Origin of the sequence: Oribacterium sp. WCC10 (genome assembly GCF_900113415.1) — a bacterium.
Lineage (GTDB): Bacteria > Bacillota > Clostridia > Lachnospirales > Lachnospiraceae > Oribacterium.
The window spans coordinates 167,838-192,318 of sequence record NZ_FOPH01000006.1; the positions used below are offsets into that span (position 1 = coordinate 167,838).

The following is a 24,481-nucleotide window of genomic DNA, read 5'->3' on the forward strand; positions in this document are numbered from 1 at the left end:
CTGGAATAAAGGAATTAAAATTCGTGATGAAAGTCATTGCTTTATATAAAGAAAGAATTAATACACTATTCTGATCACAAATTATGCCTGTTAAAGCAAGAAATAAATGAAAAGGGTATAAGTGAAGAAATAAAAACTAAATAATGCATGAATAGATAACATGAAAAAGAGATGTTAAAATACATAGGAAATATAAAGGAAAAAGGGATGTAGAGTAGAATATAAATTTGGAAATACATATAGCTGTAGTCGGAAATAAAGTATAAAATAATTATAAACATAATGTGAATAAACTGTAACTTATTAAACACCGTTTATAAAAAATCTATAAAACCTAAAATATATCTGTTAATCAGCAAATGTGTTCATAGGGGCGGTTATGGGAGTGGCCATCATAGATGTGGTGAGATGTAACCGGACTAAAAGTTATGACTATCGAAAAGAATACTGTTGAGATAAAAACTTCTATAATGAACATTTTTAGAAACACTTTGTTAAATATATGGCATGAATTAATGTCATATGCTACTCTAGGCGCGCTAAAGACTTAATCCGGTAAATGAGATTTTTATTGTCTGATGATTGCGGTTATGTATGAAGCTGTTTATTTTATTGGCTGATTTTTATCTGCCCGGGTTATATCAGTCTGACTATTTCTATTGGAGTGTATTATGAAATATCTAAAAACTTTTGTATCGGCAATACTTGCCGGACTGTGCATCGGAATAGGCGGTGTTGTTTTTTTATCGGTGGATGACAAACTGACAGGTTCGTTTTTCTTTACTTTGGGGCTGTTTGTTATCTGCTCAATGGGATTTCATCTTTTTACAGGTAAGGTTTGCTATGTTTTTCAGAATGATAAGACCTATAATCTGAGTATTCCTGTTATCTGGGGCGGAAATCTGGTCGGAACCTTTGCTGTAGCTAAACTTATGCTTATGACCAGAGCGGGAGGCAATATTTCCGGGAAGGCTCAGGCACTGTGTGGAATCAAACTTGATGATAGTTATATCAGTCTTTTTGTATTGGGGATCTTTTGCAATATACTTATATTCATTGCGGTTGACGGATACAAGAATATTCCATATGAGCTTGGAAAGTATCTTTCTCTTTTCTTCGGAGTTATAGTGTTTATCCTTTGCGGCTTTGAACACTGTGTTGCAGACATGTTTTATTTCTCTGCTGCAGAAATGTGGAGCACTGAGGCATTGTTGAGACTTTTGGTGATCACTTTCGGAAATGCTGTTGGCGGCGTGTTTGTTCCGTTTGTGAGAGACCGGATCAGCGAAAAGAAGGAATAGGGAAGGGATGCTGAAGCAGATCTATATTAATATAGAAGAACTTTGGTATACTACGCCTTTGACGTTATTAGTATTTGACAAAAACAGCAAAGAAAACAAAAAGTAAAGAAAAAGAAATGAAAAAGTAAGAGGGAAAAAGCAAAAAGTATTTGCTTTTTACCCTCTTTAAATTTACTTAAAAATCCTCTGTTTTTAAAAAGATTTACCGTATAGCAATACAAAGGGGAATATTAATACATATAGCGACCACTAGATGTTGATTAAAATAGATAATAAATACAATATAAACGGTGGAAAAATATGGCATAATTTTCCGCGAAATTCCTAGGCTTTTGCTATATAGGCAATAGTTAACAGTAATAAAACGTGTTAAATAAAAAATATATGAAAATAGACTAAAAAGTTGCAATCTAAATATAGACGGGTAACCTTTGAAGGTTTATAATTCAAATTAACAGCAAAATATTACCCCATAAAGCAGCTGATGAATCAAGGGAGGATGAGGAGTACAGCTATGAAACTTTACAAGAGACAGTATTACCTGAAAAAAATACGTGAGTTTTATCAGAATAAAGAGCTTATAAAGATTCTCACCGGTATCAGAGGCTGCGGCAAATCATGCATGATGGATATGATAATGAATGAGCTCCGCTGGAGGGGCAATGCTGCAGTGAATCTGATCCATATTGATCTCGATACAAAAGAGTTCAAGAACATCAAGAATGCTGAAAAACTCCGTATAGCCATCAAGGAAAAGATGGTTCCGTCAAAGGAAGGCACTATTTATCTGTTTATCGATGAGATACAGATGATAGATGATTTTGAAACACTTATTGAGACACTTTACAATGAAGGAAGGTATTCTATTTTCCTTTCAGCCTCCAGTTCATATCTCATGAGTGATACCTTCAAGGATAAATTTGAAGATCATTACAAGGTTTTTGAGATATTCCCATTGTCATATGCGGAATATGAAGGTATGAAGGATTTCATGAGCATGAAGAAGGAGGAGAATCCTTTGCTGGAGTTTGTTCGTTATGTTTATGACGGCGGACTTCCAAAGGTACTGCAGTGCGACAACGCTCAAGAAAAGCAGAAGTATGTACTGTCTGTACTGGATGAGATCTTCAAGAAGGATATCGCAAAGATGGAAAAGATCCGTCATGTTGTGTATTTCAAACAGGTTCAGGAGTATATCATAGATACCTTCGGCGAAAGCATTAGTATGACACGCCTTACGGATTACTTTAGAAATTATGTAAGGATTCCTGTGAAACGAGAGACGCTGGAGAGATATCTTGAACTTCTTGAGAAGGCAAAACTTGTATATCGTTGTAACCGTTTCGATATCAAGACCGAGAAGGAACTTCAGGGTGAGCAGAGATATTATCTTACTGATCTGGGATTCTATTTTGCAAAGAAAACAGATTCTAAGATAGACTACAGTCTCATCATGAAGAATATCATCTATATGTATCTGAAGAGTCGTGAGTATAATGTTGCTGTAGGACGTGTGGGTAAGCGTGAATGTGATTTTGTTCTTTCGGATATTATAGATGCCGATCAGCTTGGCGTTGATCTCGAAGAAAAACCGGATTCAGACGTAAGAACTGCTGAAAAGAAGTCGAGGAGTACAAAGAGTGCAAAGGACAATAAAGTGGTTGCACAGGCTGTTGCCCATAACTCTATCAATATTCCTCCAAAGAAAGAGGAAAAGACAGATAGGGCGGCGGAGAAATCAAAGGCTATGTCTGATATGCTTGCAAAATACCTCAATGCCAGAATGAAGAAAAAGGACGAAACTGAATCCCGCGAAGAGGTTGAGAATACTGAAGCGGCAGAAGGACTTGAAAGCCGGACTGCTGTTGAAACGACAGTTACGGTTGATACTATAGAAGTAGCAGATGAAATCTTTGATAATGCGATAGAAGAGAACGTTGAGGTTGAGGCTTCTCAGGAACGTGAAACAGTACTTACAAACTTCAGATATATAAAGTTTGCGCTGTCTACCGCGGATCCGTATAGAGAACAGGTTGAGTATGCAGCACTTGACAGTATTCGCGATAACTATCCGAAGTATATGCTTACGCTTGATTCTAAGCAGCAGGAACATACCGGAATTCTGCACCTCAATGCGATAGAAGCGCTCAAGGAGGAAAGGGAGTTCTGATTTTAAATGGGGCATGCATTGAGGCTTTGCTAAAATGCATGATTTATACCTGATGGGGATGTCTCTATTGAAGAAGGGGTTCTTATAGACAGATATCAGGTTCAATAAAGAAGGGGATACTTATATAGGGTCATTACAAAAGTAAACACAGGATTTTGGAATGTTTGTACGAACATATCCGGATCCTGTGTTTATTTGCCTTGCGAATGGAAGTTACACTGAATATAATGAAGTTTAAATGAAAACATGCGATCATTGTACTTGTATTTCGTATTAGGAATCATTAATGAAAGCATGAATAAGATTCTATATGGATCTTAATAATATCTACATGTGGCACCAACAGTTTATGAAAACATGATGTTGCATGGATTAGGAGGACTTTATGAAAAAGAATAAGTTGATGAGTGCTGTTCTTGCAGCAGTACTTGCCGGAAGCGTACTTGTCGGATGCGGAAGTAAGGAGGGGCCGGCTACAGCAACAACAGAAGCTGCTACAGAAGCTGAAACCACTGCTCCTGAAACAATAGTGGCTGAAGAGACAACAGCAGCGCAGGAGGAGACAAGTGCTGCGGCTGAATCCTCAGAGGCTGAGACACAGGCAGAAACAGAGGTGATCGGTGATGATTCTGAGAATGCTATGAAGATCGGCTCTCTCAAGGGACCTACAACTATGGGTCTCGTTAATCTCATGAATGAAGTAGAGAGTGGTGACAAGAGCGGTTATCTTTTTGAGATGCAGACACAGCCTGACGTGATACTTGGAAAGCTGGTTTCAGGTGACATTGATGTGGCGCTGATTCCGGCTAACCTTGCAGCTATCGCATATAACAAAACAAATCAGGGTGTTAGTGTTGTGGATATCAATACGTTAGGAGTTCTTTACTGCGTGACAGCAGATGACAGTGTTAAGAGCGTAAAGGATCTCTCCGGAAGGACTGTTCTTTCGACAGGACAGGGGGCAACGCCTGAGTATGCCCTCAACTATCTTCTTGAGAAGAATGAAGTTACAGACTGTAACGTAGAGTTCAAGTCAGAGGCAACTGAGATAGCTGCAATACTTCAGAATGACCCTTCACAGATCGCAGTTCTGCCTCAGCCTTTCGTGACTGTTGCTATGGCACAGAATCAGGAGCTTAAGGTGGCATTCTCTCTTACTGATGAGTGGGAAGCTGTGACAAGTGATTCGAAGCTTCTTACAGGTGTTACTGTAGTAAGAAATGATTATCTTGAAGCCAATAAGGACAAGGTTGAGGCATTTATTGAGGATCACAAGGCAAGTACAGAAAAGGCTGTATCAGATGTTGAGGCAACAGCTGAACTTGTTGCAAAGTATGGTATCCTTCCAAAGGCTCCGGTGGCTGTAAAGGCTATCCCACAGTGCAATATCGTTGCTGTAACCGGAGAAGATATGAAGAGCAGCCTTTCCGGTTATCTCAAGGTTCTCTTTGATCAGAACCCGAAGTCAGTAGGCGGAACACTTCCGGGAGATGACTTCTATTTTGCTAAATGAAGATGTATTTTAAGATAGTCGATTTTATACTGCCTTAGCTTTGAGATTGCAAATTTCAAGTAAAGGAAACTTATAGATGTTTACGTGCTTTGAAATAAAGCACATAAAAGTGCTCGAGTAAGAACTAAAGGTTCTTACTTGAGCACTTTTTTGATAGAATGGTGCAGGAAATATAAAAATGTATGTTGAAAAACGAAAGAGCGAAGACAATGACGGATTTTATGAAAAAGATTAAATCTGCAGAGTATAAAAGCATTTTTATAGTGCTTATCTGGCTTTTTGTATGGCAGCTTATAAGTGTGACAGTACACAATAAAGTGCTGTTGGTTGGACCTGTTGAAACAGTCGGGGCTCTGTCAAAAATGTTTTTAACGGAGGAATATCGCAGCTCGATAGCTTTCTCGCTAATGAGAATCATCGGTGGATTCTTTTTGGGGTCAATACTCGGTATTTTACTGGCGTGGGCTTCATATAGGGTGAAGATGATAGAAGACTTTTTAGAACCTGCCATTTTGGTATTGAAGGCAGTTCCTGTGGCCAGCTTTGTGATACTTCTTCTCATTTGGGCCGGTAATAAAATACTGGCTTTTTACATTAGCATGCTTGTAGTACTGCCGGTTTTGTATCTCAATACACTGGGAGGACTCAAGGCTACAGATGTTAAGCTCCTTGAGATGGCAGAGGTGTTCAGAATGCCTTCGTTAAGAAGAATCAGGTACATATATATGCCTTCGGTTTACCCTTATCTTCGAACCGGACTTCAGATGGCACTTGGTATGGCATGGAAAAGCGGAGTGGCCGCAGAGGTTATAGGCCAGCCTTTGGGCTCCATGGGTAACGGACTCTATCAGGCAAAGATATATCTGGAGACGGCTGAGCTGTTCGCGTGGACGATTTCAATCATTTTTGTATCGTTCCTCATGGAAAAAGCTGTCCTGATAGTAATGGACAAGACATTGGGAAGGGGATGAATGAATGCTTATCTTTTTCAAGGATATAACGAAAATATACGATAAAAATCAGGTGTTGAAAAATATATCGTTTGAAATCGATACGAATGCGGATAATAAAGATATTCTACTTCGTGGACCTTCCGGAATAGGGAAAACCACGCTTCTCAGGATAGCTGCGGGACTTGAGAGACCGGATGAGGGAAATATTGAGATAACTATGGGAGAAGCGGCTCATGGAGGATATGGCTTAAGAGCCGGCATGGTGTTTCAGGAGAACAGGCTTCTTGAACATTTGTCTGCAGTTGATAATGTATCCTGTGTTAATGCTTCAGTCTCGCGGCAGAGAGCAAGGGCTGAACTTCTGGAAGTGCTGCCGGAAGAGGCGCTTGATAAGCCTGTAAGAGAGCTTTCAGGGGGCATGAAGAGGAGAGTTGCAATAGTCAGGGCAATTCTTCCGCCGTCGGATCTCCTCATAATGGATGAGCCGTTTACGGGACTTGATGCGGAAACAAGAGAAAAAGTCATAAGATACATCATGGACCGAAAAGGAAAGAGGCCGTTGATATTGGCAAGCCATGATGTGGAAGGACTTCCACCAATGAGAGAACTGATATTAAAGTGAGTATGGAATGGGGCGATAACCCCGCGAATAGTGATGATCATAGACTGACAGTAAAAGGAGAACATTAAAAAATGTACGAAATTGGACCATATACAATCGAAGATAATCAGAAGAGAGAAGACAGAACAGAACTCATAGATGGAAATATTTATACCATGAAATCATATCTTCCGATATACGGGGTATATCTTCGGAACCTTTACGGGATGATAAGACAGGCCTGTGAGGGAAAAGAAGAATATGCCAGACCCTTTATGTTTGTGGGGGTGAGACTCGATAAGGATGATAAAACCTGCATTGTGCCTGATATTTGCGTTGTCAGAAATGAGGCACAAGTTGCGGGAGGTGAATTTGTTGAAGGTGCACCCGCTGTTACTATCGAGTTTTTGGGAAGTGATCTGTCCGACAGAAAGAGAGATTTATACCTTAAGCTTATGAAATATCATGAGGCGGGGGTAAAGGAGTACTGGATCATAGATGTTGAGCATAAAGCTCTAATGGTGTATGACTTTGGCGCCATAACGCTGCCTAAGAAATATACATTTGAAGATGTGGTTCCGGCCGACAGCATCATGTCCGGATTTAGGATCGACTTTAATGAAATAGAAGAAAAAGTAAAGAAGTTTTTTGAGTTGGCAGAGTTTACAAAGAAGATGAAAGAGAAGAAGATGGCTGCAAAGAATTCGTAAACAGCTGCCACAATTCTGCCACACGGATAATCTAGTTTAGCCTTTATGACCTCCGCTAATATATCAGCGTTCCCGAAAGAACGGGTGATTAGGAGGTTAAAATGACTAGAAATAAACGAAACATGATTACGAAGAGATGGAAACCGGTATCCATCGGAAAGGTAGCGCTTGCGGCAGGAGCTATCGCTACAATGATGTCAACTGCAGCACTTGCATCAGGGTGGTCACAGGATGGAGATGACTGGTATTATCTTGATTCCAGCGGAGATCCGGTGACAGACTGCTGGAAGCCGTCTGACGGAAAGTATTATTATCTTGGTTCTGACGGAACTATGGCAAAGAACACTCTTATCGAAGACGGAGATAATTACTACTATGTAGGTTCAGATGGTGCCATGGTTACCAATGCCTGGAAGGCAGTTACCACAGATGATGACAACTACGACGGATATGCCTGGTACTACTTCCGTTCAACAGGTAAGGCTTATACAGATACTTCAAGTCCGGTAACAATCGGAAGCAACAAGTACATGTTCGATGAAGACGGACAGATGCTTTATGGATACGTTGATGAAAATGGAGAAATGATCGATGTCACAGAGGATGTAGAGGGCGTTTACGAGGCTGTGTGGTATTTTGGAGATAAGGACAGCGGTGCCATGGTCACAGGCTGGCATCAGTACGAAGAGGATCTTCAGAGTGCCAATGAAGACTATGAAGACTATTCTTCAATCTGGTTCTATTTTAAGTCAGAAAACGGAAAGAAGCTCACAGATACAACAAAGATCATCAATTCCTACAGATATACATTTGATGCAAACGGCGTCATGACATCAGGATGGACTACATCAACGGCTACTTCATCAAGTACATCATCAAGTGATTCAACAACCTACAGATATTCAGATCTCACATCAGGTTCTATCAAGAAGAACTCGTGGGTACAGGCAATTCCAAGCGAGGAAATGGATGAGGACGATTATGAGGATGGAACATATCGCTGGTTCTATACCAATGCATCAGGCTATGTAGTCACAAGCCAGTCCAAGAAGATAAATTCAAAGTGGTACTTCTTTGATGATAACGGTATCATGCAGAGTGGACTTCTGGTTCTTGACGCATCCGCTATATCAAGCTGTTCATCTATAGTTGAGGACCTTGACGAGGATTCGGTTACAGCAGAGGATATCTATGCTCTCGGCGATGAAAGCGGCGATCTCAACCTCTACTATTTCGGTGACGAGAACAGTGGTGCAATGAAGAAGGACGGAACCGTATCTATTGAACTTGAGGATGATACATACACATTCTACTTTGGTTCAAATGGTAAGGCTTATAACGGAATCAAGAGCTCAAAGTATTATAAATACGGAATCCTTCAGAAGGCTTCAAGCGATACATATTATGAGCTTGTTGAGTACGGTTCAACAGGAGAATACGTACTTGTAAGCAAGTCAGGTTCTGTTGTAACAAGCGGTTATGTAAAGGATGCTGATGAAAACTATTATGCTATCCACAGCGGAAAGGTAGCCTTTATCGAAGCCGATGACCTTGCTGCAAAGGCAGCTGCGGCGTATAAGGCAGGAAATGACACCTTTACTTACAGCTCAACAACCTATAACACAGAGGATTACATTTCAGCTGAGTACACACTTTATAACTAAGTTTATATGATGCGAATCAGACTCAGTTGATTTGCACGCTGATTTAAGGCTCCCGGCAGTTTGCCGGAAGCCTTATTTTTTTCGTGATAAGGCTGTCACGTGTGCGTTGTACTAGTACAAAAGCACACGTGCCGACTAACACGAAATCGAGAGGAGCGTATTTCTCCACTCGAATATGTTCTTCAGCTTCGTTTCAGAAGGAACTGATACAATGCTGAAATAAATTGTGCAAATTAAGGCAGTATGGCCTTGAATCAGATTTTGAGACAGCTGCTGCAGAAATGGTAAATACGACAAATTACAAAACATAAGGGGCAATAATTATCCCCCCTGCGTATTCTTGAAAATGTGAATAAAAATTGAAAACATTAATTCGGAAAAATGGTGAAAAACCGAAGCGGATGAGATGTTGGGGATAGTAATAATCGGGAGTTTTGATGGAACAGAAACTTATCTTCGTGGTGGACGATGAAATGGCAATAAGAGAGATGGAGCAGACTTATCTTGAAAGTGAAGGATATATGGTGGAAACATTTGCCACTGCCGATGATGCAATAGAGGCGATGGAAAATGGCGATAGGACACCTGATCTACTTCTTATGGACATAATGATGCCGGGGACCGACGGTCTTTCGGCATGCGGCAAGATAAGAAGATCTGAGAAGCTTACACTAAGGCTGATGCCGATAATACTTGTTTCTGCGAGGGATACAGCTCTTGATAAGGTTACAGGACTGACTATCGGCTGTGATGACTATCTGGCAAAGCCGTTCCTTCCGCTGGAACTGTTGGCGAGAGTTAAAGCACTTTTGAGACGCTCCGAAATGCTTATGAGCGGACTGAAAAAAGTGGAAGATGGAGAAATGTCAGATGAGGAAATAAAAGTGGCCATAGGAGAGGATTTGTTTTATGAAATATATCGGGGCGGAAGTTCACAAAATGTGGGAAGAAACATTGATAATTGTGGAAATCTGTATCTGGACAGAAAGGCTCACAGGATATATGTAGATCAAAATGCAAAAAACACACAATTATCAGAAGATATAAAGGGCAAAAATGTGGATAAAGAAAGTATCGGAATAAAAGCAAAAAGTCTGATAAAGAATAAAAAGATTTTAGATATACTTGATAAAGGAAGCAATGTAAGGGGCAATGAAGGATATACTTTAAAAACAGCTAAAGAAGGTATGAAAAATGATCCTGACATTGACCCGTATGGCGAATCATCAGGAAGGGATTCAAAAGAAGATCACGATAATAGTGTAAAAATTATTGACCTTCAGGTCACACCGATGGAGTTTGAATTCGTACAATATCTGATGCTCCGTAAAGAGACGGCAGTGCCAAAAACAGAACTGCTCACTGAAATATGGCATCTTCCGGATGCAGAACTTAAGGATGGGGTGAGGATGACTGACGATCTTGTAAAGAGATTAAGGAAAAAAATGGCTACGGCAGGATCTACAGCGAAAGTAAAAACCGTCTGGGGATATGGGTACCGACTGACCGAAAACTGATGATTCTTCAACACACACTTTTATGGTCGGTCTGATCAGAATGTCAAAAATAATAGTACAAATACAGGATTTGACGCCGGCTTCAATAATAAGCGAGTATATGCTGTAATAATGGCGTTTAATAGTGTAAAATGAATCATGATAAACAAACATGATCGTGCTATGGAAAACGGGAATAGAGTGTATATTGATTAAGACTGAAACATTCAGGCGAAGGCTGATAACAGGTGATTATTATTCCCGATGACAGCTGAGAAGGAAAGGATCATAAATGAGAATTAAACTGGCTAAATATATATCTGAAAAACTTGTTGAGAACGGAATCACACAGAATTTCTCTGTTACAGGTGGAGGAGCCATGCACTTAAACGATGCCTTCGGACATCAGAAGGGGATGCATACACTTTACCAGCATCATGAGCAGGCATGCGCGATGGCGGCGGAATCCTATGCACGTATATATAACCGTCCGGCACTGCTATGTGTAACATCAGGGCCGGGAGGCACCAATGCAATCACCGGGGTTCTCGGAGCGTGGCTTGATTCTATTCCTATGATAGTGGTATCAGGACAGGTTCGTTATGACAATACTGCCCGTTGGGCATCGGAGCAGAACGGAAGTCGTCTTCGTGCCATGGGTGATCAGGAATTTGAGATAACAAAATCCATCTCCTGCATGACAAAGTATGCGGAGATGCTGAATGACCCTAAGAGAGTCCGCTATGCGGTTGAGAAATGTTTGTATCTTTCACAGACCGGGCGTCCGGGTCCGGTCTGGCTTGATATACCTGTTGATGTACAGGGCACATTTATCGAGACAGACGAACTTATCGGTTTTGACAAAGCCGATTACGAAGCCGGGGGCGACGGATGGTCTGATAAGGAAGCTGCAGCAGCTCATATCAGACCTGAGGATAAAGAAATCACAGATCGCGAGAAGCCTATACCGCCACTTGATCCTTCTGTTCCAAGAAGGATCATCGAGAAACTACGTTCTGCTGAAAGACCTGTGTTCTATACAGGCAACGGCATACGTATAGCCGGTGCCGAGACACTGTTTCTTGAAGTGGCACATCGTCTCAATATACCGGTGGTTGTTGGCTGGAATGCTCCAGACATTATCCCCACAGGAGACCCGCTTTATGCAGGACGTCCCGGTGGAAGAGGTGACCGGCCGGGAAACCTTGCAGTTCAGAATTCCGACCTTATCCTGAGCATCGGATCAAGACTTAATATCCGTCAGGTGGGTTATAATTTTGATACATGGGCAAGGGACGCATATGTCATAGTAAATGATATCGACGAAGAAGAACTTAAGAAACCGTCAGTTCATTGTGATATGCCCGTACACGCCGATGCGAGAACTCTTCTTAAGGCACTTCTCAGAGAACTTGATATGCTGGGTATAACCAGAGATGAGCCGTTGTTCAAAGGCGGGAAGGGTATTCTCAGAGGGGATGCATTGAGCATTTGCCACAATGAAAAAGCAAAAGAGGTTCTGCTTGACGGTGAAAAAGAGGCAGCAGGCAGTGCCGAGGCATGCAGTAAGAGTGAACATCTCACATGGCTGGAGACCTGTGCATTCTATAGAGAGAACTACCCGACAGTGCTTCCTGAACACTTTGAACCAAACAGCAAGGCGCAGGATATGCAGGATGATCCTGAAAATCGTGCCAATGTTTATGCCGTAATTGACATTATTTCCCGTATGGCTGAGCCGGGACAGGTAACCGTTGTAGGAAACGGATCCCCTTGTGTTGCGGGAGGACAGGCATATATCATAAAGAACGGAAGCAGATTTATTTCGCAGGATGGTGTTGCCTCTATGGGATATGGTCTTCCTGCGGCCATCGGTGCAGCAGTTGCGGTACATTCCGTTAATGTTCCTGAAGATCCATCCTTCTATGAAACTGTGGATGAGAGACTTCAGGCTGAAATTCATGATACCTACTGGACGGGAAAGGATGAGAGTTATCCGCCATATGATAAACATGATATTATACTGCTGACAGGAGACGGCTCTATACAGATGAACCTTCAGGAACTTCAGACCATCATAAGCCATAAGCTTCCTATAAAAATATTTGTCATCAACAACGGTGGATATCATTCCATCAGACAGACACAGACGAATCTCTTTAAGGGAGAACCTCTTGTGGGGATCGGCGTGGACTCGGGAGTAGAGGGTATCAATGATCTCAGCTTCCCTGATATGGAGAAGCTGGCAGCAGCTTATGGATATCCGTTTGTAAGAGTATCCCACAATCAGGACCTTGAAGATGCTTTCAGAAGAACGCTTGAAACCAAAGGACCGGTTATCTGCGAGATCATGGTTACAATGACTCAGCAGTTTCTCCCGAAGTCTGCTGCAAGGAAACTTCCGGACGGTTCTATCATAAGTCCTCCGCTTGAAGATATGGCTCCTTATCTCTCTGATGATGAGATGGACAAAATAATGCTTGTAAAACGTATATAAAGGGGTATTATAAAGTCGCGGGGGTATATCGCAAGTATAGAGAAGAGGGGAATAACCGTATGAAAGTACTCATCACCGGCGTCACGAGTTTTCTTGGCGTTCACACGGCATTACAGCTTTTAGGGGAAGGTCATGAAGTGATCGGAGCTGTAAGACCCGGAAGTAAAAATGAATCCGTACTGGAAGAGAGGGGCGTTACAGAATATCAGACGTACCGCACAGTATATCTGGATTTTGACAGTCTTCCGGATGCAGAGCTCGGAGAGGAGCATTTTGCGGAGCAGGTAGAGAAGACAGGAGATGGAGAGGATGTTATCGATGCATGGCTCCATTTTGCCTGGGATGGTATCGGATCGGCGGGAAGAGAGAACACCGATATCCAGATACAGAACATTGAAAATGCAAAAAAGGCTTATCTTATGGCAAAGATTTTGGGGGCGAAGAAGTTTGTATTCGCGGGTTCCCAGGCAGAGTATGGTGACGGAAATCATCGCTTACCGCGCCCTGTAAGTCCTTACGGGAAGGCAAAACGTGCCTTTGGGCGTTGGGCTACAGAACAGAGTCTGCTTGGCCAGATCTATGACAGTGAGGCTATGCAGTTTATCCATATGCGCATATTCAGTGTATATGGTGACGGGGATCATAAGACAAGTCTTGTTAATACTGTGCTTAAGGGATCAATCAAGAGAACACCTGTGGTTTTAGGCCCATGTGTTCAGAGATGGAACTATCTTGAGGTTCGTGACTGCGCAAGGGCTATCAGCATCCTTATACAGTCCAATGATACACGCACAGATGTATATGATATAGCTGGCAGCGATTCCAAGATACTTAAAAAGTATGTACAGGAGATGAATGAGATCGCAGGCGGCGGAGCTGAACTTGAGTTTGGAATGAGAAGCAACAATGCGGAGGGTGCAGCCAATATGGCACCTGAGATTCTGAAGCTTCAGAGACTCGGATTCCGACAGGAGATATCCTTTGAAGAGGGTATCGGTGAGCTTGTTCAGAAGAAACGACTGGAGCTTGAGGCCGGCTGAAGGAAAGATTAAAGAGCTTCTATGCATGAAGATAATTCATGCATGGAGGCTTTTTTATTAAGCCGATTAGTATATATAACCCACGGATCTTGCAAGATTATTATATACAGGTTGAATATGTCTGGTTTGAGTATCAATTATTGAGTTGACTTTAATCCGGTATTGAAGTAGAAATTGATGTTAGTTATAGAACAAAGGATGTGTATATATGAACAATAAATGTATCGCCTGCGGGCATGAACTTAAGAGGCTTATGACATTTGAAAATATGCCTGCATCGGCTCAGAATATACCGGATGCGGAGGAGTTAAGGGAGGATTTTCCTGTCACGCTTGAACTTTGTCAGTGCCCGGAGTGCGGACTTGTTCAGTTCGATTGCGAGCCGGTGGACTACTACAGGGATGTTATCCGTGCGGGAGGCGGAACCAGCACTATGACAAGGCTTCGTCATGAGGAGTACGCGAGACTGCTCGGTTATATGCGAGAATATGGTATCAAAGGAAGAAATATCGTTGAGGTTGGCTGCGGTCGTGGAGAGTTTCTTCGTATGTGGCAGAATCTGGCAGACGATGAAGCCGGAATGGAAGCACTGAAACTGGACAGTGAAAAGGATATGCTGTCAGGTCAGCCTAAGGCAGGACCTATCAGGCTTACCGGGATAGAACACAAGAAAGAACTGGTTGATGAAGCTATGAAGCTTGCGGTAAACGAAAAGCCGGTAAATGCAGTAGGGGAGGCGGCAGGAGTGCCTGAGATCCGATATCAGGTATTTGAGGGCTTTGCTGAAGGTGACTACAAAATACCTAATGGGCCTTTTGATGCATTTGTTCAGTTTAATTTCCTTGAACACCAGCCATATCCTCAGGATATGTTGAGGAGCATTCGCAATAACCTTAAGGATAAAGCAATCGGACTTGTTACGGTTCCTAGTTTTGAGTATATCCTTAAGTATAACGGCTACTATGAGTTGCTTCATGATCACATTGCGAACTACACAGAGTTCACTCTGCAGAAACTCTTTCAGGACAATGGCTTTGAGGTTCTCGATATGCGAACTGTCAATAGAGACACTATTGAGATCATAGTCAGGAAGGCAGAGAGCGAAGATCTCAGTACACTTCGATATAACGGTAGACTCATCGATGTGTCGGCGCTTCGGGAAAGCTACGACAGAATGGCTAAAGATATTAATGCTCATATTGAGCACCTTACGGAATCAGGAAAGACCCTGGCAATCTGGGGCGCCAGTCATCAGGGATTTACTCTTGCGGCAACCACCGGCCTTTCCGGAAAGGTGAAATACATCATAGACTCGGCAAAATTTAAACAGGGACGATTTGCACCTGCTTCACACATTCCGATTGTTTCGCCGGATCATTTCGGTGAAGATCCTGTTGATGAGATACTTATCGTGGCACCCGGGTATACTGACGAGATAGCCGGCATTATCAAAGAACGCTACGGAAGCGATGTCAGAGTTCTTGTGTTGAAGACTGACAGGATTCAAGACTATAAATGATATGATTCGAAAGGACACAATGAAGGCGCTTGTTTTAAAGGGAAAAGGAAAAATAGCATATATAGATAAGAGGGAACCTGAACTCGAGGCACTTCACGGTGCACTTCTCGAGCCGATTTTGGTTTCTCCCTGCACTTCGGATGTTCATACCATATGGCAGGGGAGTCCGAAGCGTGATGATCTGACTCTTGGTCATGAGGTTATCGCCAGAGTCAAGGCGGCCGGCGAGCTGGTAAAAGACTTTAAACCGGGAGAGATAGTTGCGGTTTCGGCCATCACACCGGATTGGGGACATCCGGATGTAGATGAGAACTATGCTCATGCGGGACAGAATTTCAGCGCTCATATGATAGGGAAATCCATAGACGGAGCCTTTCAGAGCCTGTTCTATCTCCCTTTTGCCGATAAGAATCTGGCACACATTCCGGATGGATTATCCCTTGAAGACGCGCTTATGTGCGTTGATGTGGTGCAGACCGGTTTCACTGCCGTGGAAGAAGCGGGCGTGAAGTCGGGTGATACTGTGGTTGTTATGGGTATAGGCGCCATAGGACTCGCAGCCATAATGGGAAGCAGGATGGCAGGTGCAAAAAAGATATTTGCGGTGGGATCAAGACAGGATAATGTCAGACTGGCAGAATCCATGAGCGATGAGTTCTGTTCTGTGGAGGTGTTAAACTACAGGGATTTAAAATGCAGTCTTCCGGCGGGGATGCACCCTCTTGCAAATTCCACGGGTTCTCCGGTAGTTAACTATGTTCTCGGGAAAACCGGAACAAAGGGCGCAGATTGTGTTCTTCTGTGCGGGGGCAATGACCTCAGTTTCCCGCAGGCTGTGGATATGGTTAAATATGGCACCGGAGTTGTCTCCAATGTTATGTATTATGGCGCAGATATCGATGTGCAGGATGAAGAATACGTAAATCTTGTGAACCTTAAACAGGGTGAAGCAAATGCAGTCATTGATGCTATACAGATCCCGAAGTTCTCCATGGGCCGGGGAATGGCGGGAAAGACACTGAAATTCTCATTAAGCAGGGGAGGCCGTGAGAATCTTGAACGTGTCATGAAAGAGGTCGTAAAACACGGGTGGCACCCTTCGGCTTTTATTACCAAACGATATATGGGACTTGATAATATAGAAAATGCCATATATGACATGAAGGACAGGAAGGCCATAAAGATAGCGGTTCAGCTTGCTAAACCTGAAGTCTGATAGTACAATCGACGCTGTGTGTCCTCAGATTTTCCGGGGACAGGATCGAAATTTGCAATCGTTTGAACGATTGCTGCAAAGTTGTGCCGATTTTCTTTGGGAATCCGGCATATATTCAAGCCCCTTTGCGATTCGCGTCGAAGCGAAATCCAGGTGGGCCGTCATATATAGAGGATAAGATATTGAAAACAATAAGTATCGTAGTTCCGTGCTACAACGAGGAAGAAAATGTAGTACCTCTTTATGAGGCCATAAAAGCTATGTTTGCGAAGGAACTTCCACAATACAGATATGAGATCATTTACATAGACAACGATTCCAAGGACAGGACGAGAGAATTGGTCAGAGGTCTTTGTGCGGAAGATAAGGATGTTAAGGCCATCTTCAATGCAAAAAACTTCGGACAGTTTAACAGTCCCTACTATGGCATGCTTCAGTCTACAGGTGATGCCACCATGCTTATGGCGGCTGACTTCCAGGATCCGGTTGAGATGATACCGCAGTTCGTAAAGGCCTGGGAAGAAGGATTCAAGATTGCTATTGGTGTAAAGACCCAGTCGCAGGAGAATGCTCTCATGTATTTCATCAGAGGCGTCTACTATAAGCTGATAAAGAAAATGTCATCTGTGGATCAGATCGCCCAGTTCACAGGCTTCGGTCTCTATGACAAAGAATTCATCAATGTCATGAGAAATCTCAATGATCCGACTCCTTTCCTTAGAGGTATAGTTGCGGAACTTGGATTCAGAAGAAAAGAGATACCTTATACACAGCCCAGACGTCGTGCGGGTATAACACACAACAACTGGTATTCTCTTTATGATGCGGCAATGCTCAGCTTTACCAGTTACACCAAGGTGGGACTCAGAATGGCTGTATTCTTTGGAGGAGTATGCAGTGCTATCAGTATGGCTATTGCTATCGCCTACCTTGTGATGAAGCTTATCTGGTGGGACAGATTTCCAGCCGGTATGGCGCCGATGCTTATCGGTATGCTTTTCCTTGGCTCTATTCAGATATTCTTTATCGGGCTTTTGGGGGAGTATATTCTTTCGATCAATCAGAGAGTCATGAAGAGACCTCTGGTAGTGGAGGAAGAACGCCTGAATTTTGGAGATGCTCCGAGATACAGGGGTGTCCGTGATATGGAGAAGGTGGAAAATGTATGATGCGATATAAAGTTGATGTTGCCATCTCCAGAGAAGGAAAGATCACTTTCCTCGGATGGGCATTCGGTAAAGATCCGGAGACACCGGTTAAGTATTCGGTGCTTGACGGTGACGGAAATCCCGTTCCGGGGACAGTTGTAGAGTCAGTGAGAAGAGATGAGGTGGTGGAAGCCTTTTTCAAGGATTATGAAAAGGAACACGGACCCATCAAGAGAGAACTGGGCTATGACATTAACACCCCGTATCAGAAGGGCGAGACCAGATATCTCGTTATAGAAGTTGACGGCAAGACCAAAAAGGTTAAGTTTGATGACCGGATACTTGAGTCCTTTAACTCTGTGGCACATAAAAAAAGAGAGAAACTCATGGCATTGTTTCAATGGGAAACTGTTGAAGTTGCCTGGGATTGCTTCCGTGAGCAGGGACTTCGTGTACTATGGAAAAAGGCATTTCACCGGCTGCAGGGTATTCAGGAGGATTATGACTACAATGAGTGGTATAAGAAAGTAAAGGTTACAGATTCAGAACTTGAGAGTCAGAGAAAAGAAAACTTTCCGGTTAAGCCTAAGTTTTCTATAGTTATCCCGGTTTATGAAACCCCTGAGAAGTTCCTGAGAAAGATGCTTCAGTCCATAGCGGATCAGACCTATGGTGAATTTGAGGTTTGTGTTGCGGATGCTACACCTTATACTGAGTACACCAAGAAGGATGCAGCAGGTATGCTCCCGAAGGAAGTACTTCAGGAATTTCATGAGAGAGATTCGCGTTTCAGATATACGGTTCTTGAAAAGAATCTCGGTATCTCTGACAATACCAATGCTGCCATCAATATGGCAACAGGTGACTTCATCGTACTTGCAGATCATGACGATGAGCTTGAGCCCGATGCCCTGTATGAGTGCGCAAAGGCCGTGAATGAGCATCCTGAAGTCGTTATGATCTACTCTGATGAGGATAAGATAGATTTCGAAGATACATACTACTTTGAACCACACTTTAAGAGTGATTTCAATCCGGATCTCCTCCGTTCGGTAAATTACATCTGTCACCTTCTGGTGCTGAAGAGAGAACTTCTTGATGCCATAGCAGAAACGGATGAAGATGGCAATAAAATCTACGAGCGTAAGGAATACGACGGTGCGCAGGATCATGATCTCATACTTCGCGCTTCTGAAAAGGCTCAGGAGATGGAGAAGGAAAGAACCGGTGGAAATGTTGAAAAGCTCAGTGAGGGCGACAGGAAGCTTGTTAAGGAAGGCCGCTTTGTGAGCTCCAATATCTACCATATACAGAAGTCTCTCTATCACTGGAGATCCCATCAGGCTTCAACTGCTCAGCATCCTGAAGCTAAGCTTTATGCCTTCGATGCAGGAGCAAGAGCAGTGTATGATCACTGCAAGCGCCTGGGACTTCCTGTCAAGAAGGTGGAAAAGGGAATAACCTATGGCTTCTATCATACTATATATGATGATAATGAGCCTTTAATCTCGGTTGTCATTCCCAATAAGGATCATACTCAGGATCTCGATAAGGCTATCCGCTCTCTTGCCGAAAGCAGCTATAAGAATCTTGAGTTTATCATCGTTGAGAACAATTCTGATCAGTCTGCAACCTGGAAGTACTACGAGGAAATACAGAAGCAGTATCCTGACGGAAACTGTGTTGAGAAGACATCGGATGAGATAATGAATGATGGCCAGACGGAGATTCCGGACGGAGATAATTCACGATGTGATATGGAGACTTCGGGTACGGCCGGATTCGAGGAAATCAGACTTTCTAAGCCTACAGTCCGTGTAGTCAAATGGAAAGGTCCGTTTAACTATTCGGCCATCAACAACTTCGGCGTTAAGTTCACCCACGGAGAGTACATACTCTTCCTGAATAATGATATTGAGCTTATAGATGAAAACTCCATTCACGAGATGATCTCCTATGTTCAGCGCGAGGATGTGGGCATCTGCGGAGCGAGACTACTTTATCCTGATGAGGATATACAGCATGCCGGAGTCATCATGGGCATGGGTGGAATCGCAGGAGCGGCATTCGTGAGAACTCATGATGCTGAGCTTTCATATATGCATAGGGCAAAGTGCGTGCAGGATTACTCCTGCGTTACAGCGGCCTGCCTCCTTACAAAGAGGAGTCTGTTTGATAAGGTGGGAGGTTTCACAGAGGATCTTGCAGTGGCGTTCAATGACGTAGACTACTGTATGAAGATAAGAGCTCTTAACAAGCTGGTGGTTTACAATCCTTATGCGAAGTTCTATCACTATGAGTCCAAGTCCCGCGGTATGGAGGATACACCTGAAAAGGTTGCCCGCTTCAACAGTGAGATAGTTGAGTTTGCCAAGAGATGGTCAAAATGTCTGCGTTACGGAGACCCGTACTACAATCCGGCATTGACATTTATGAAATCAAACTTCACGCTCAAGAATCTTGAGAAGGAAAAGGTTGGAGAACCTTTTGAGATGGATATTCTCAAAGATATAGTCTGATTCACATAAGTTCGCTGACTCATAATATGACGTGAGTGTCAAAAGTATTTGCCACTCACTGATTAGCGCTAACGCAAACATTCGTGTGCAATGTGTGCATCATAATATAAAAGACCTTTCGGCTGTAATGGCCGGAAGGTCTTTTGGGTTATGCTTCGGCTAAAGAATCAGGGAAATATTATTGGAAAACCAAGGATGATTCATATAGATATTCGTAATTTATAAGCCTCAAATATCAAATATAAGAAAAATCTAATATCATTTTTATGGAAATTTATGAAAACGGGAGTATACTTCCATTATGATTAAAGACAACCAACATTTTTTGAACAATTTCCATGTCGTTCTTGACGCGCTTATCATTGTTTTTTCTTATGCGCTGGCATGGTACCTACTTATAGCTTCACCTATATTCCCGGCGGGACATGGAGTACTTCCCCCAGGGGTTTATTTTCGTGCGCTGATTCCGGTGGTTCCGGGGTATATGGCACTATACTGGGCTTTTCATCTCTATGAGCCGAAACGTACCAGAACCAAAAGAAAAGAATTCATCAATATAGTAGAGGCCAATGCAGTGGGGCTTATGGTATTTGCTTCCATCCTCTTCGCATTCAGAAGGTCGGGATATTTCGCGAACTTCTCAACAAGGATGATTGCTGCATTCTGCGCTATCAATATTGCCGCCACCACAGTAGAGAGATTCGGAATCAGATTTATACTCACAAGACTTCGCAGAAAGGGATTCAATCAGAAACACATCATGCTTGTGGGATTTTCTGATGTATCGGATCAGTTCATAGATGCCTGCCGGAGGAATCCGGACTGGGGTTACAACATCTATGGCATCGTTGATGATATTACCGAGACGGGCGTTTCGTACAAAGGGGTCAAAATAGTCGGAAAGATAAAGGATCTCGAGAATATACTTTCCGGCAATACCATAGATGAGATTGCGATTACATTACCACTTGCTGCATACGAGAAGCTTGGCGGCATTGTTGCGGTCTGTGAGAAGTCCGGCGTGCACACCAAGTTCATTCCTGATTACAACAACATCATTCATTCCCGTCCTGTTACGGAGGACATGGATGGCCTTCCGGTTATAAACATCAGAAATGTTCCGTTGACAGATCCGGTCAGAGCAACAGCTAAAAGGATAGTGGATATCATAGGATCGTTGTTTGGCATAGTGATCTTCAGTCCGATCATGCTTACTGTTGCAGTTCTCATCAGACTTTCATCACCCGGACCTATCATATTCAAGCAGGAAAGAGTCGGTCTTCACAACAAACCGTTCATGATGTACAAGTTCCGTTCCATGGTGGAACAGAGACCTGAGGATGAGCAGAAAGGCTGGACAACTCCGGGAGATCCCCGCGTTACAAAAATCGGTAAGTTTATAAGGAAAACTTCTATCGACGAGTTTCCGCAGTTCTTTAATGTCCTGATGGGGAAAATGTCTCTTGTAGGGCCAAGGCCTGAGCGCACCCAGTTCGTAGAGATGTTTAAGGAAGAGATTCCCCGCTATATGATCAAACACCAGGTTCGTCCCGGCATGACAGGCTGGGCTCAGATCAACGGCCTGAGAGGGGATACTTCTATTCATGAACGTATCAGATATGACATCTGGTACATTGAGAACTGGAATATGGAACTGGATATAAAGATCCTGTTTTTGACCATATTTAAGGGCTTTGTAAATAAAAATGCATACTGATTTGCCGAATCGGCATATATGTGATAAAATGCCGATGTTTTGAACATTTGATTTATGAGGATTAGCTGATGGCATTGGATAATGGCAAGGAGACCAGACGTCCCCACTCCCAGGAGGATGTGGACAGACGCCAGAGGGAACTTGAAGATAAGATAGTAAATGATGAGGGTATGAAGGAAAAACTCATGGCACATGCCATGGATCGAAGAATACCCGGTGGAGTTGATGTATCGGAAGGCGGGCAGCAAGAGCAGTCCGGAGTGAGACCGCCTGTCAGACAGCAGAGGATGTCCGGGAGTGATCATTCTGCTGTTTCCGGGGATGCTGCAAAGAGTGAAGCCGGTATGGTACGCAGGACTGTGTCGCAGGATGGTCCGGTTCGCACAGGTTTAGGCTCTACGGATTCATCACGTAATGGTGCCGCACGTAGAGAGGCTTCCGGAAGAATGGGAGAAAGAACTGCCGGCAGGAGCATTGATACTCCTCTTCGAGCTTCCGGAGATTCAGGGAGAAACGGAAACAGAAGAACCGCAGCTGGCAACCCGCTTCGTATCGACGGCAAAGCTTCTGTAAGAACTCTGAATGACACATCAGAGGTAGAACGCGATATAGAGTTTGAACGCAAGATGCGTGACAAAAAGAAGAAAGCGGTACGAACCAGGATTATCATCATGGCTGTGGTGGAGATCCTTACTCTGGCATGTATCTTCGGATTCGGTTCTGTATACAGATATATGAACATGACTCAGGCGGTTGAGTTCGATGTTTCCAAGGTACAGAACAACAACATTGACATCACTCAGAAACAGAAGATGTCCGGTTACTGGACAGTGGCGGTATTTGGCGTTGACTCCAGAGACGGTGGAGTAGGAAAGGGCGCAAATGCTGATGTTCAGATCATCTGTAATGTTGATATGGCCACCGGAGATGTTAAACTTGTTTCTGTATACAGAGATACATATCTGAAGACCGGCTCAAGCACCAGATATGCGAAGATCAATGAAGCTTATGCTATAGGCGGACCTGAGCAGGCTGTTGCCGCACTTAACAGCAATCTTGATCTGGATATTCAGAATTATGTGACTTTCAACTGGAAAGCAGTTGCGGACACCATCGATATGCTGGGCGGTGTAGATATCGATATCACGGATAAGGAATTCTACTATATGAATGCCTACATCCATGAGACATCTGTTAAGGCAGGAATCAATGAAAAGAATCCTGCGGCAAACTATATCAAGAAGGCAGGACCTCAGCACCTGACAGGCGTCCAGGCTGTGGCTTATGCGAGACTCAGATACATGGATAGTGACTTTGAGAGAACCAGACGTCAGAGAGAGGTTATCTCACAGTGCCTTGACAATGCAAAGAAGGCAGACCTTGCAACACTTACATCTATCATAGATACAGTGCTCCCGCAGGTGGCATTTAACATCGATGCAGGTGATATCGTTGAACTCGCAAAGGGTATCTCAAGATATAACATCAAGGAGTCAGTTGGTTTCCCGAAGGATATCAAGGATCAGATGATGGGCAAGAAGGGAGATTGCGTTATACCTGTTACACTTACATCAAATGTTAAGTGGCTCCACAGTGTTCTCTTTGATGATGAGGATTACAAGGTATCAAGTGCAGTTGAGACTTACTCACAGAAGATTGCGGACGATTCCGGATACTACGCTAGTAAGAAGGATGAAATAATAGAGACTACAAAGAGCAAGAGTACCGACGAAGCTGAAGAGTCTGACGAAGGCGTTGAATCCGAGAGCAAGAGCAGTAAGAAGACTGTTAATGAAACTGATAAGGACGGATACATCATCTCCGGAACAGATGCAGATGGCAATACTGTCTATGAAACAGATGCAGACGGAAATAAGGTGAAGTCGACTGATAAGTCGAAGTCAAAGTCTGATAAGTCAGAGACAGAAGAGAGCCCGGAAGTAGACGAGGATGAAGAAGTTGAGACCGATGAGAATGGCGAAACTATAGAGACTTCAAAGAGCTCGAAGGAATCAGGCTCTAAGACTTCTGAGTCGGAAAGCGAAGAAACAAAGTCCGGAAAAGATAAGAAAGAAACGGAATCTTCAGAAAAGGAGACAAAGTCGAGCTCCAAGAGTGAAGAGACTACTTCCGGAGAAGTTATAGAGCCGGGACTTATCGAAGAGGATGATGATTCGGGAGCCGGTCCAAGCGGCGGATCAGGATCAAGTTCGGCAGATTCAGGCGGACCGGGATCCATCACAAGTATGGATGAAATTTCAGAAGGCCCCGGAGGATCTATAGAAGGCCCGATGTAAAGATGAAGCGTACATAATATATTAGAAAGCATGGATCTCTATGAGGTTCGTGCTTTTTTATTGCCACGATTATCTTAGGAAAGGTGAAATGTGGGCATGGTATCATGAGATAAAGCATGG

At 43.3% G+C, this 24,481-nt stretch carries 16 protein-coding genes; all 16 read left to right on the top strand.

Annotated elements, in window-relative coordinates:
• Positions 1-671: 671 nt before the first annotated feature.
• The 16 genes from BM294_RS06585 to BM294_RS06660 all read left to right on the top strand — a co-directional run bounded on the left by BM294_RS06585 (position 672) and on the right by BM294_RS06660 (position 24,361).
• Positions 672-1,301: a formate/nitrite transporter family protein gene (locus BM294_RS06585; protein ID WP_091205915.1), complete on the top strand. Its 630-nt coding sequence runs from the start codon at positions 672-674 to the stop codon at positions 1,299-1,301.
• A 514-nt stretch (positions 1,302-1,815) separates the two neighbouring features.
• On the top strand, positions 1,816-3,471 hold the full coding sequence (locus tag BM294_RS06590; protein WP_175494570.1) for an ATP-binding protein: 1,656 nt from the start codon (positions 1,816-1,818) through the stop codon (positions 3,469-3,471).
• 385 nt (positions 3,472-3,856) lie between these two features.
• A complete protein-coding gene (locus BM294_RS06595; protein WP_091205921.1) occupies positions 3,857-4,984 on the top strand; it encodes an ABC transporter substrate-binding protein in 1,128 nt (375 codons plus the stop codon).
• 182 nt (positions 4,985-5,166) lie between these two features.
• Positions 5,167-5,955, top strand: a complete 789-nt coding sequence (locus tag BM294_RS06600; protein WP_242944449.1) for an ABC transporter permease — start codon at positions 5,167-5,169, stop codon at positions 5,953-5,955.
• 4 nt (positions 5,956-5,959) lie between these two features.
• Positions 5,960-6,559: an ATP-binding cassette domain-containing protein gene (locus tag BM294_RS06605; RefSeq protein WP_091205923.1), complete on the top strand. Its 600-nt coding sequence runs from the start codon at positions 5,960-5,962 to the stop codon at positions 6,557-6,559.
• Between the two features lie 71 nt (positions 6,560-6,630).
• The gene (locus BM294_RS06610) at positions 6,631-7,248 is read left to right on the top strand and encodes a Uma2 family endonuclease (protein ID WP_091205924.1); all 618 of its coding nucleotides are present in this window, start codon (positions 6,631-6,633) and stop codon (positions 7,246-7,248) included.
• Between the two features lie 101 nt (positions 7,249-7,349).
• Entirely contained in the window at positions 7,350-8,912 is a 1,563-nt protein-coding gene (locus BM294_RS06615) for a PspC-like choline-binding domain-containing protein (RefSeq protein ID WP_091205926.1), read from the top strand.
• 437 nt (positions 8,913-9,349) lie between these two features.
• Positions 9,350-10,429, top strand: a complete 1,080-nt coding sequence (locus tag BM294_RS06620; RefSeq protein WP_091205928.1) for a response regulator transcription factor — start codon at positions 9,350-9,352, stop codon at positions 10,427-10,429.
• Between the two features lie 271 nt (positions 10,430-10,700).
• Positions 10,701-12,905: a thiamine pyrophosphate-binding protein gene (locus BM294_RS06625; RefSeq protein WP_091205929.1), complete on the top strand. Its 2,205-nt coding sequence runs from the start codon at positions 10,701-10,703 to the stop codon at positions 12,903-12,905.
• Between the two features lie 59 nt (positions 12,906-12,964).
• Positions 12,965-13,945 (top strand): NAD-dependent epimerase/dehydratase family protein, encoded by a 981-nt coding sequence (locus tag BM294_RS06630; protein ID WP_091205931.1) that lies wholly within the window; start codon positions 12,965-12,967, stop codon positions 13,943-13,945.
• 208 nt (positions 13,946-14,153) lie between these two features.
• On the top strand, positions 14,154-15,464 hold the full coding sequence (locus tag BM294_RS06635) for a class I SAM-dependent methyltransferase (RefSeq protein WP_091205933.1): 1,311 nt from the start codon (positions 14,154-14,156) through the stop codon (positions 15,462-15,464).
• Between the two features lie 19 nt (positions 15,465-15,483).
• Positions 15,484-16,680 (top strand): alcohol dehydrogenase catalytic domain-containing protein, encoded by a 1,197-nt coding sequence (locus tag BM294_RS06640; protein WP_091206001.1) that lies wholly within the window; start codon positions 15,484-15,486, stop codon positions 16,678-16,680.
• 182 nt (positions 16,681-16,862) lie between these two features.
• Positions 16,863-17,849: a glycosyltransferase family 2 protein gene (locus BM294_RS06645; RefSeq protein WP_091205935.1), complete on the top strand. Its 987-nt coding sequence runs from the start codon at positions 16,863-16,865 to the stop codon at positions 17,847-17,849.
• Positions 17,849-20,347, top strand: coding sequence for a glycosyltransferase family 2 protein (locus BM294_RS06650; protein WP_091206004.1), 2,499 nt, complete (start codon positions 17,849-17,851; stop codon positions 20,345-20,347). The genes BM294_RS06645 and BM294_RS06650 overlap by 1 nt, the downstream gene beginning before the upstream one ends.
• A gap of 301 nt (positions 20,348-20,648) precedes the next feature.
• Positions 20,649-22,064, top strand: coding sequence for an undecaprenyl-phosphate glucose phosphotransferase (locus BM294_RS06655; protein WP_091205938.1), 1,416 nt, complete (start codon positions 20,649-20,651; stop codon positions 22,062-22,064).
• Positions 22,065-22,132: 68 nt separating this feature from the next.
• A complete protein-coding gene (locus BM294_RS06660; RefSeq protein WP_242944450.1) occupies positions 22,133-24,361 on the top strand; it encodes an LCP family protein in 2,229 nt (742 codons plus the stop codon).
• Positions 24,362-24,481: the final 120 nt, after the last annotated feature.

Coding starts and splice junctions, on each gene's coding strand:
- BM294_RS06655 (WP_091205938.1), top strand. CDS start 20,649: ATGATTAAAGACAACCAACATTTTTTGAACAATTTCCATGTCGTTCTT.
- BM294_RS06660 (WP_242944450.1), top strand. CDS start 22,133: ATGGCATTGGATAATGGCAAGGAGACCAGACGTCCCCACTCCCAGGAG.
- BM294_RS06605 (WP_091205923.1), top strand. CDS start 5,960: ATGCTTATCTTTTTCAAGGATATAACGAAAATATACGATAAAAATCAG.
- BM294_RS06610 (WP_091205924.1), top strand. CDS start 6,631: ATGTACGAAATTGGACCATATACAATCGAAGATAATCAGAAGAGAGAA.
- BM294_RS06600 (WP_242944449.1), top strand. CDS start 5,167: ATGTTGAAAAACGAAAGAGCGAAGACAATGACGGATTTTATGAAAAAG.
- BM294_RS06650 (WP_091206004.1), top strand. CDS start 17,849: ATGCGATATAAAGTTGATGTTGCCATCTCCAGAGAAGGAAAGATCACT.
- BM294_RS06585 (WP_091205915.1), top strand. CDS start 672: ATGAAATATCTAAAAACTTTTGTATCGGCAATACTTGCCGGACTGTGC.
- BM294_RS06595 (WP_091205921.1), top strand. CDS start 3,857: ATGAAAAAGAATAAGTTGATGAGTGCTGTTCTTGCAGCAGTACTTGCC.
- BM294_RS06625 (WP_091205929.1), top strand. CDS start 10,701: ATGAGAATTAAACTGGCTAAATATATATCTGAAAAACTTGTTGAGAAC.
- BM294_RS06615 (WP_091205926.1), top strand. CDS start 7,350: ATGACTAGAAATAAACGAAACATGATTACGAAGAGATGGAAACCGGTA.
- BM294_RS06635 (WP_091205933.1), top strand. CDS start 14,154: ATGAACAATAAATGTATCGCCTGCGGGCATGAACTTAAGAGGCTTATG.
- BM294_RS06620 (WP_091205928.1), top strand. CDS start 9,350: ATGGAACAGAAACTTATCTTCGTGGTGGACGATGAAATGGCAATAAGA.
- BM294_RS06590 (WP_175494570.1), top strand. CDS start 1,816: ATGAAACTTTACAAGAGACAGTATTACCTGAAAAAAATACGTGAGTTT.
- BM294_RS06630 (WP_091205931.1), top strand. CDS start 12,965: ATGAAAGTACTCATCACCGGCGTCACGAGTTTTCTTGGCGTTCACACG.
- BM294_RS06640 (WP_091206001.1), top strand. CDS start 15,484: ATGAAGGCGCTTGTTTTAAAGGGAAAAGGAAAAATAGCATATATAGAT.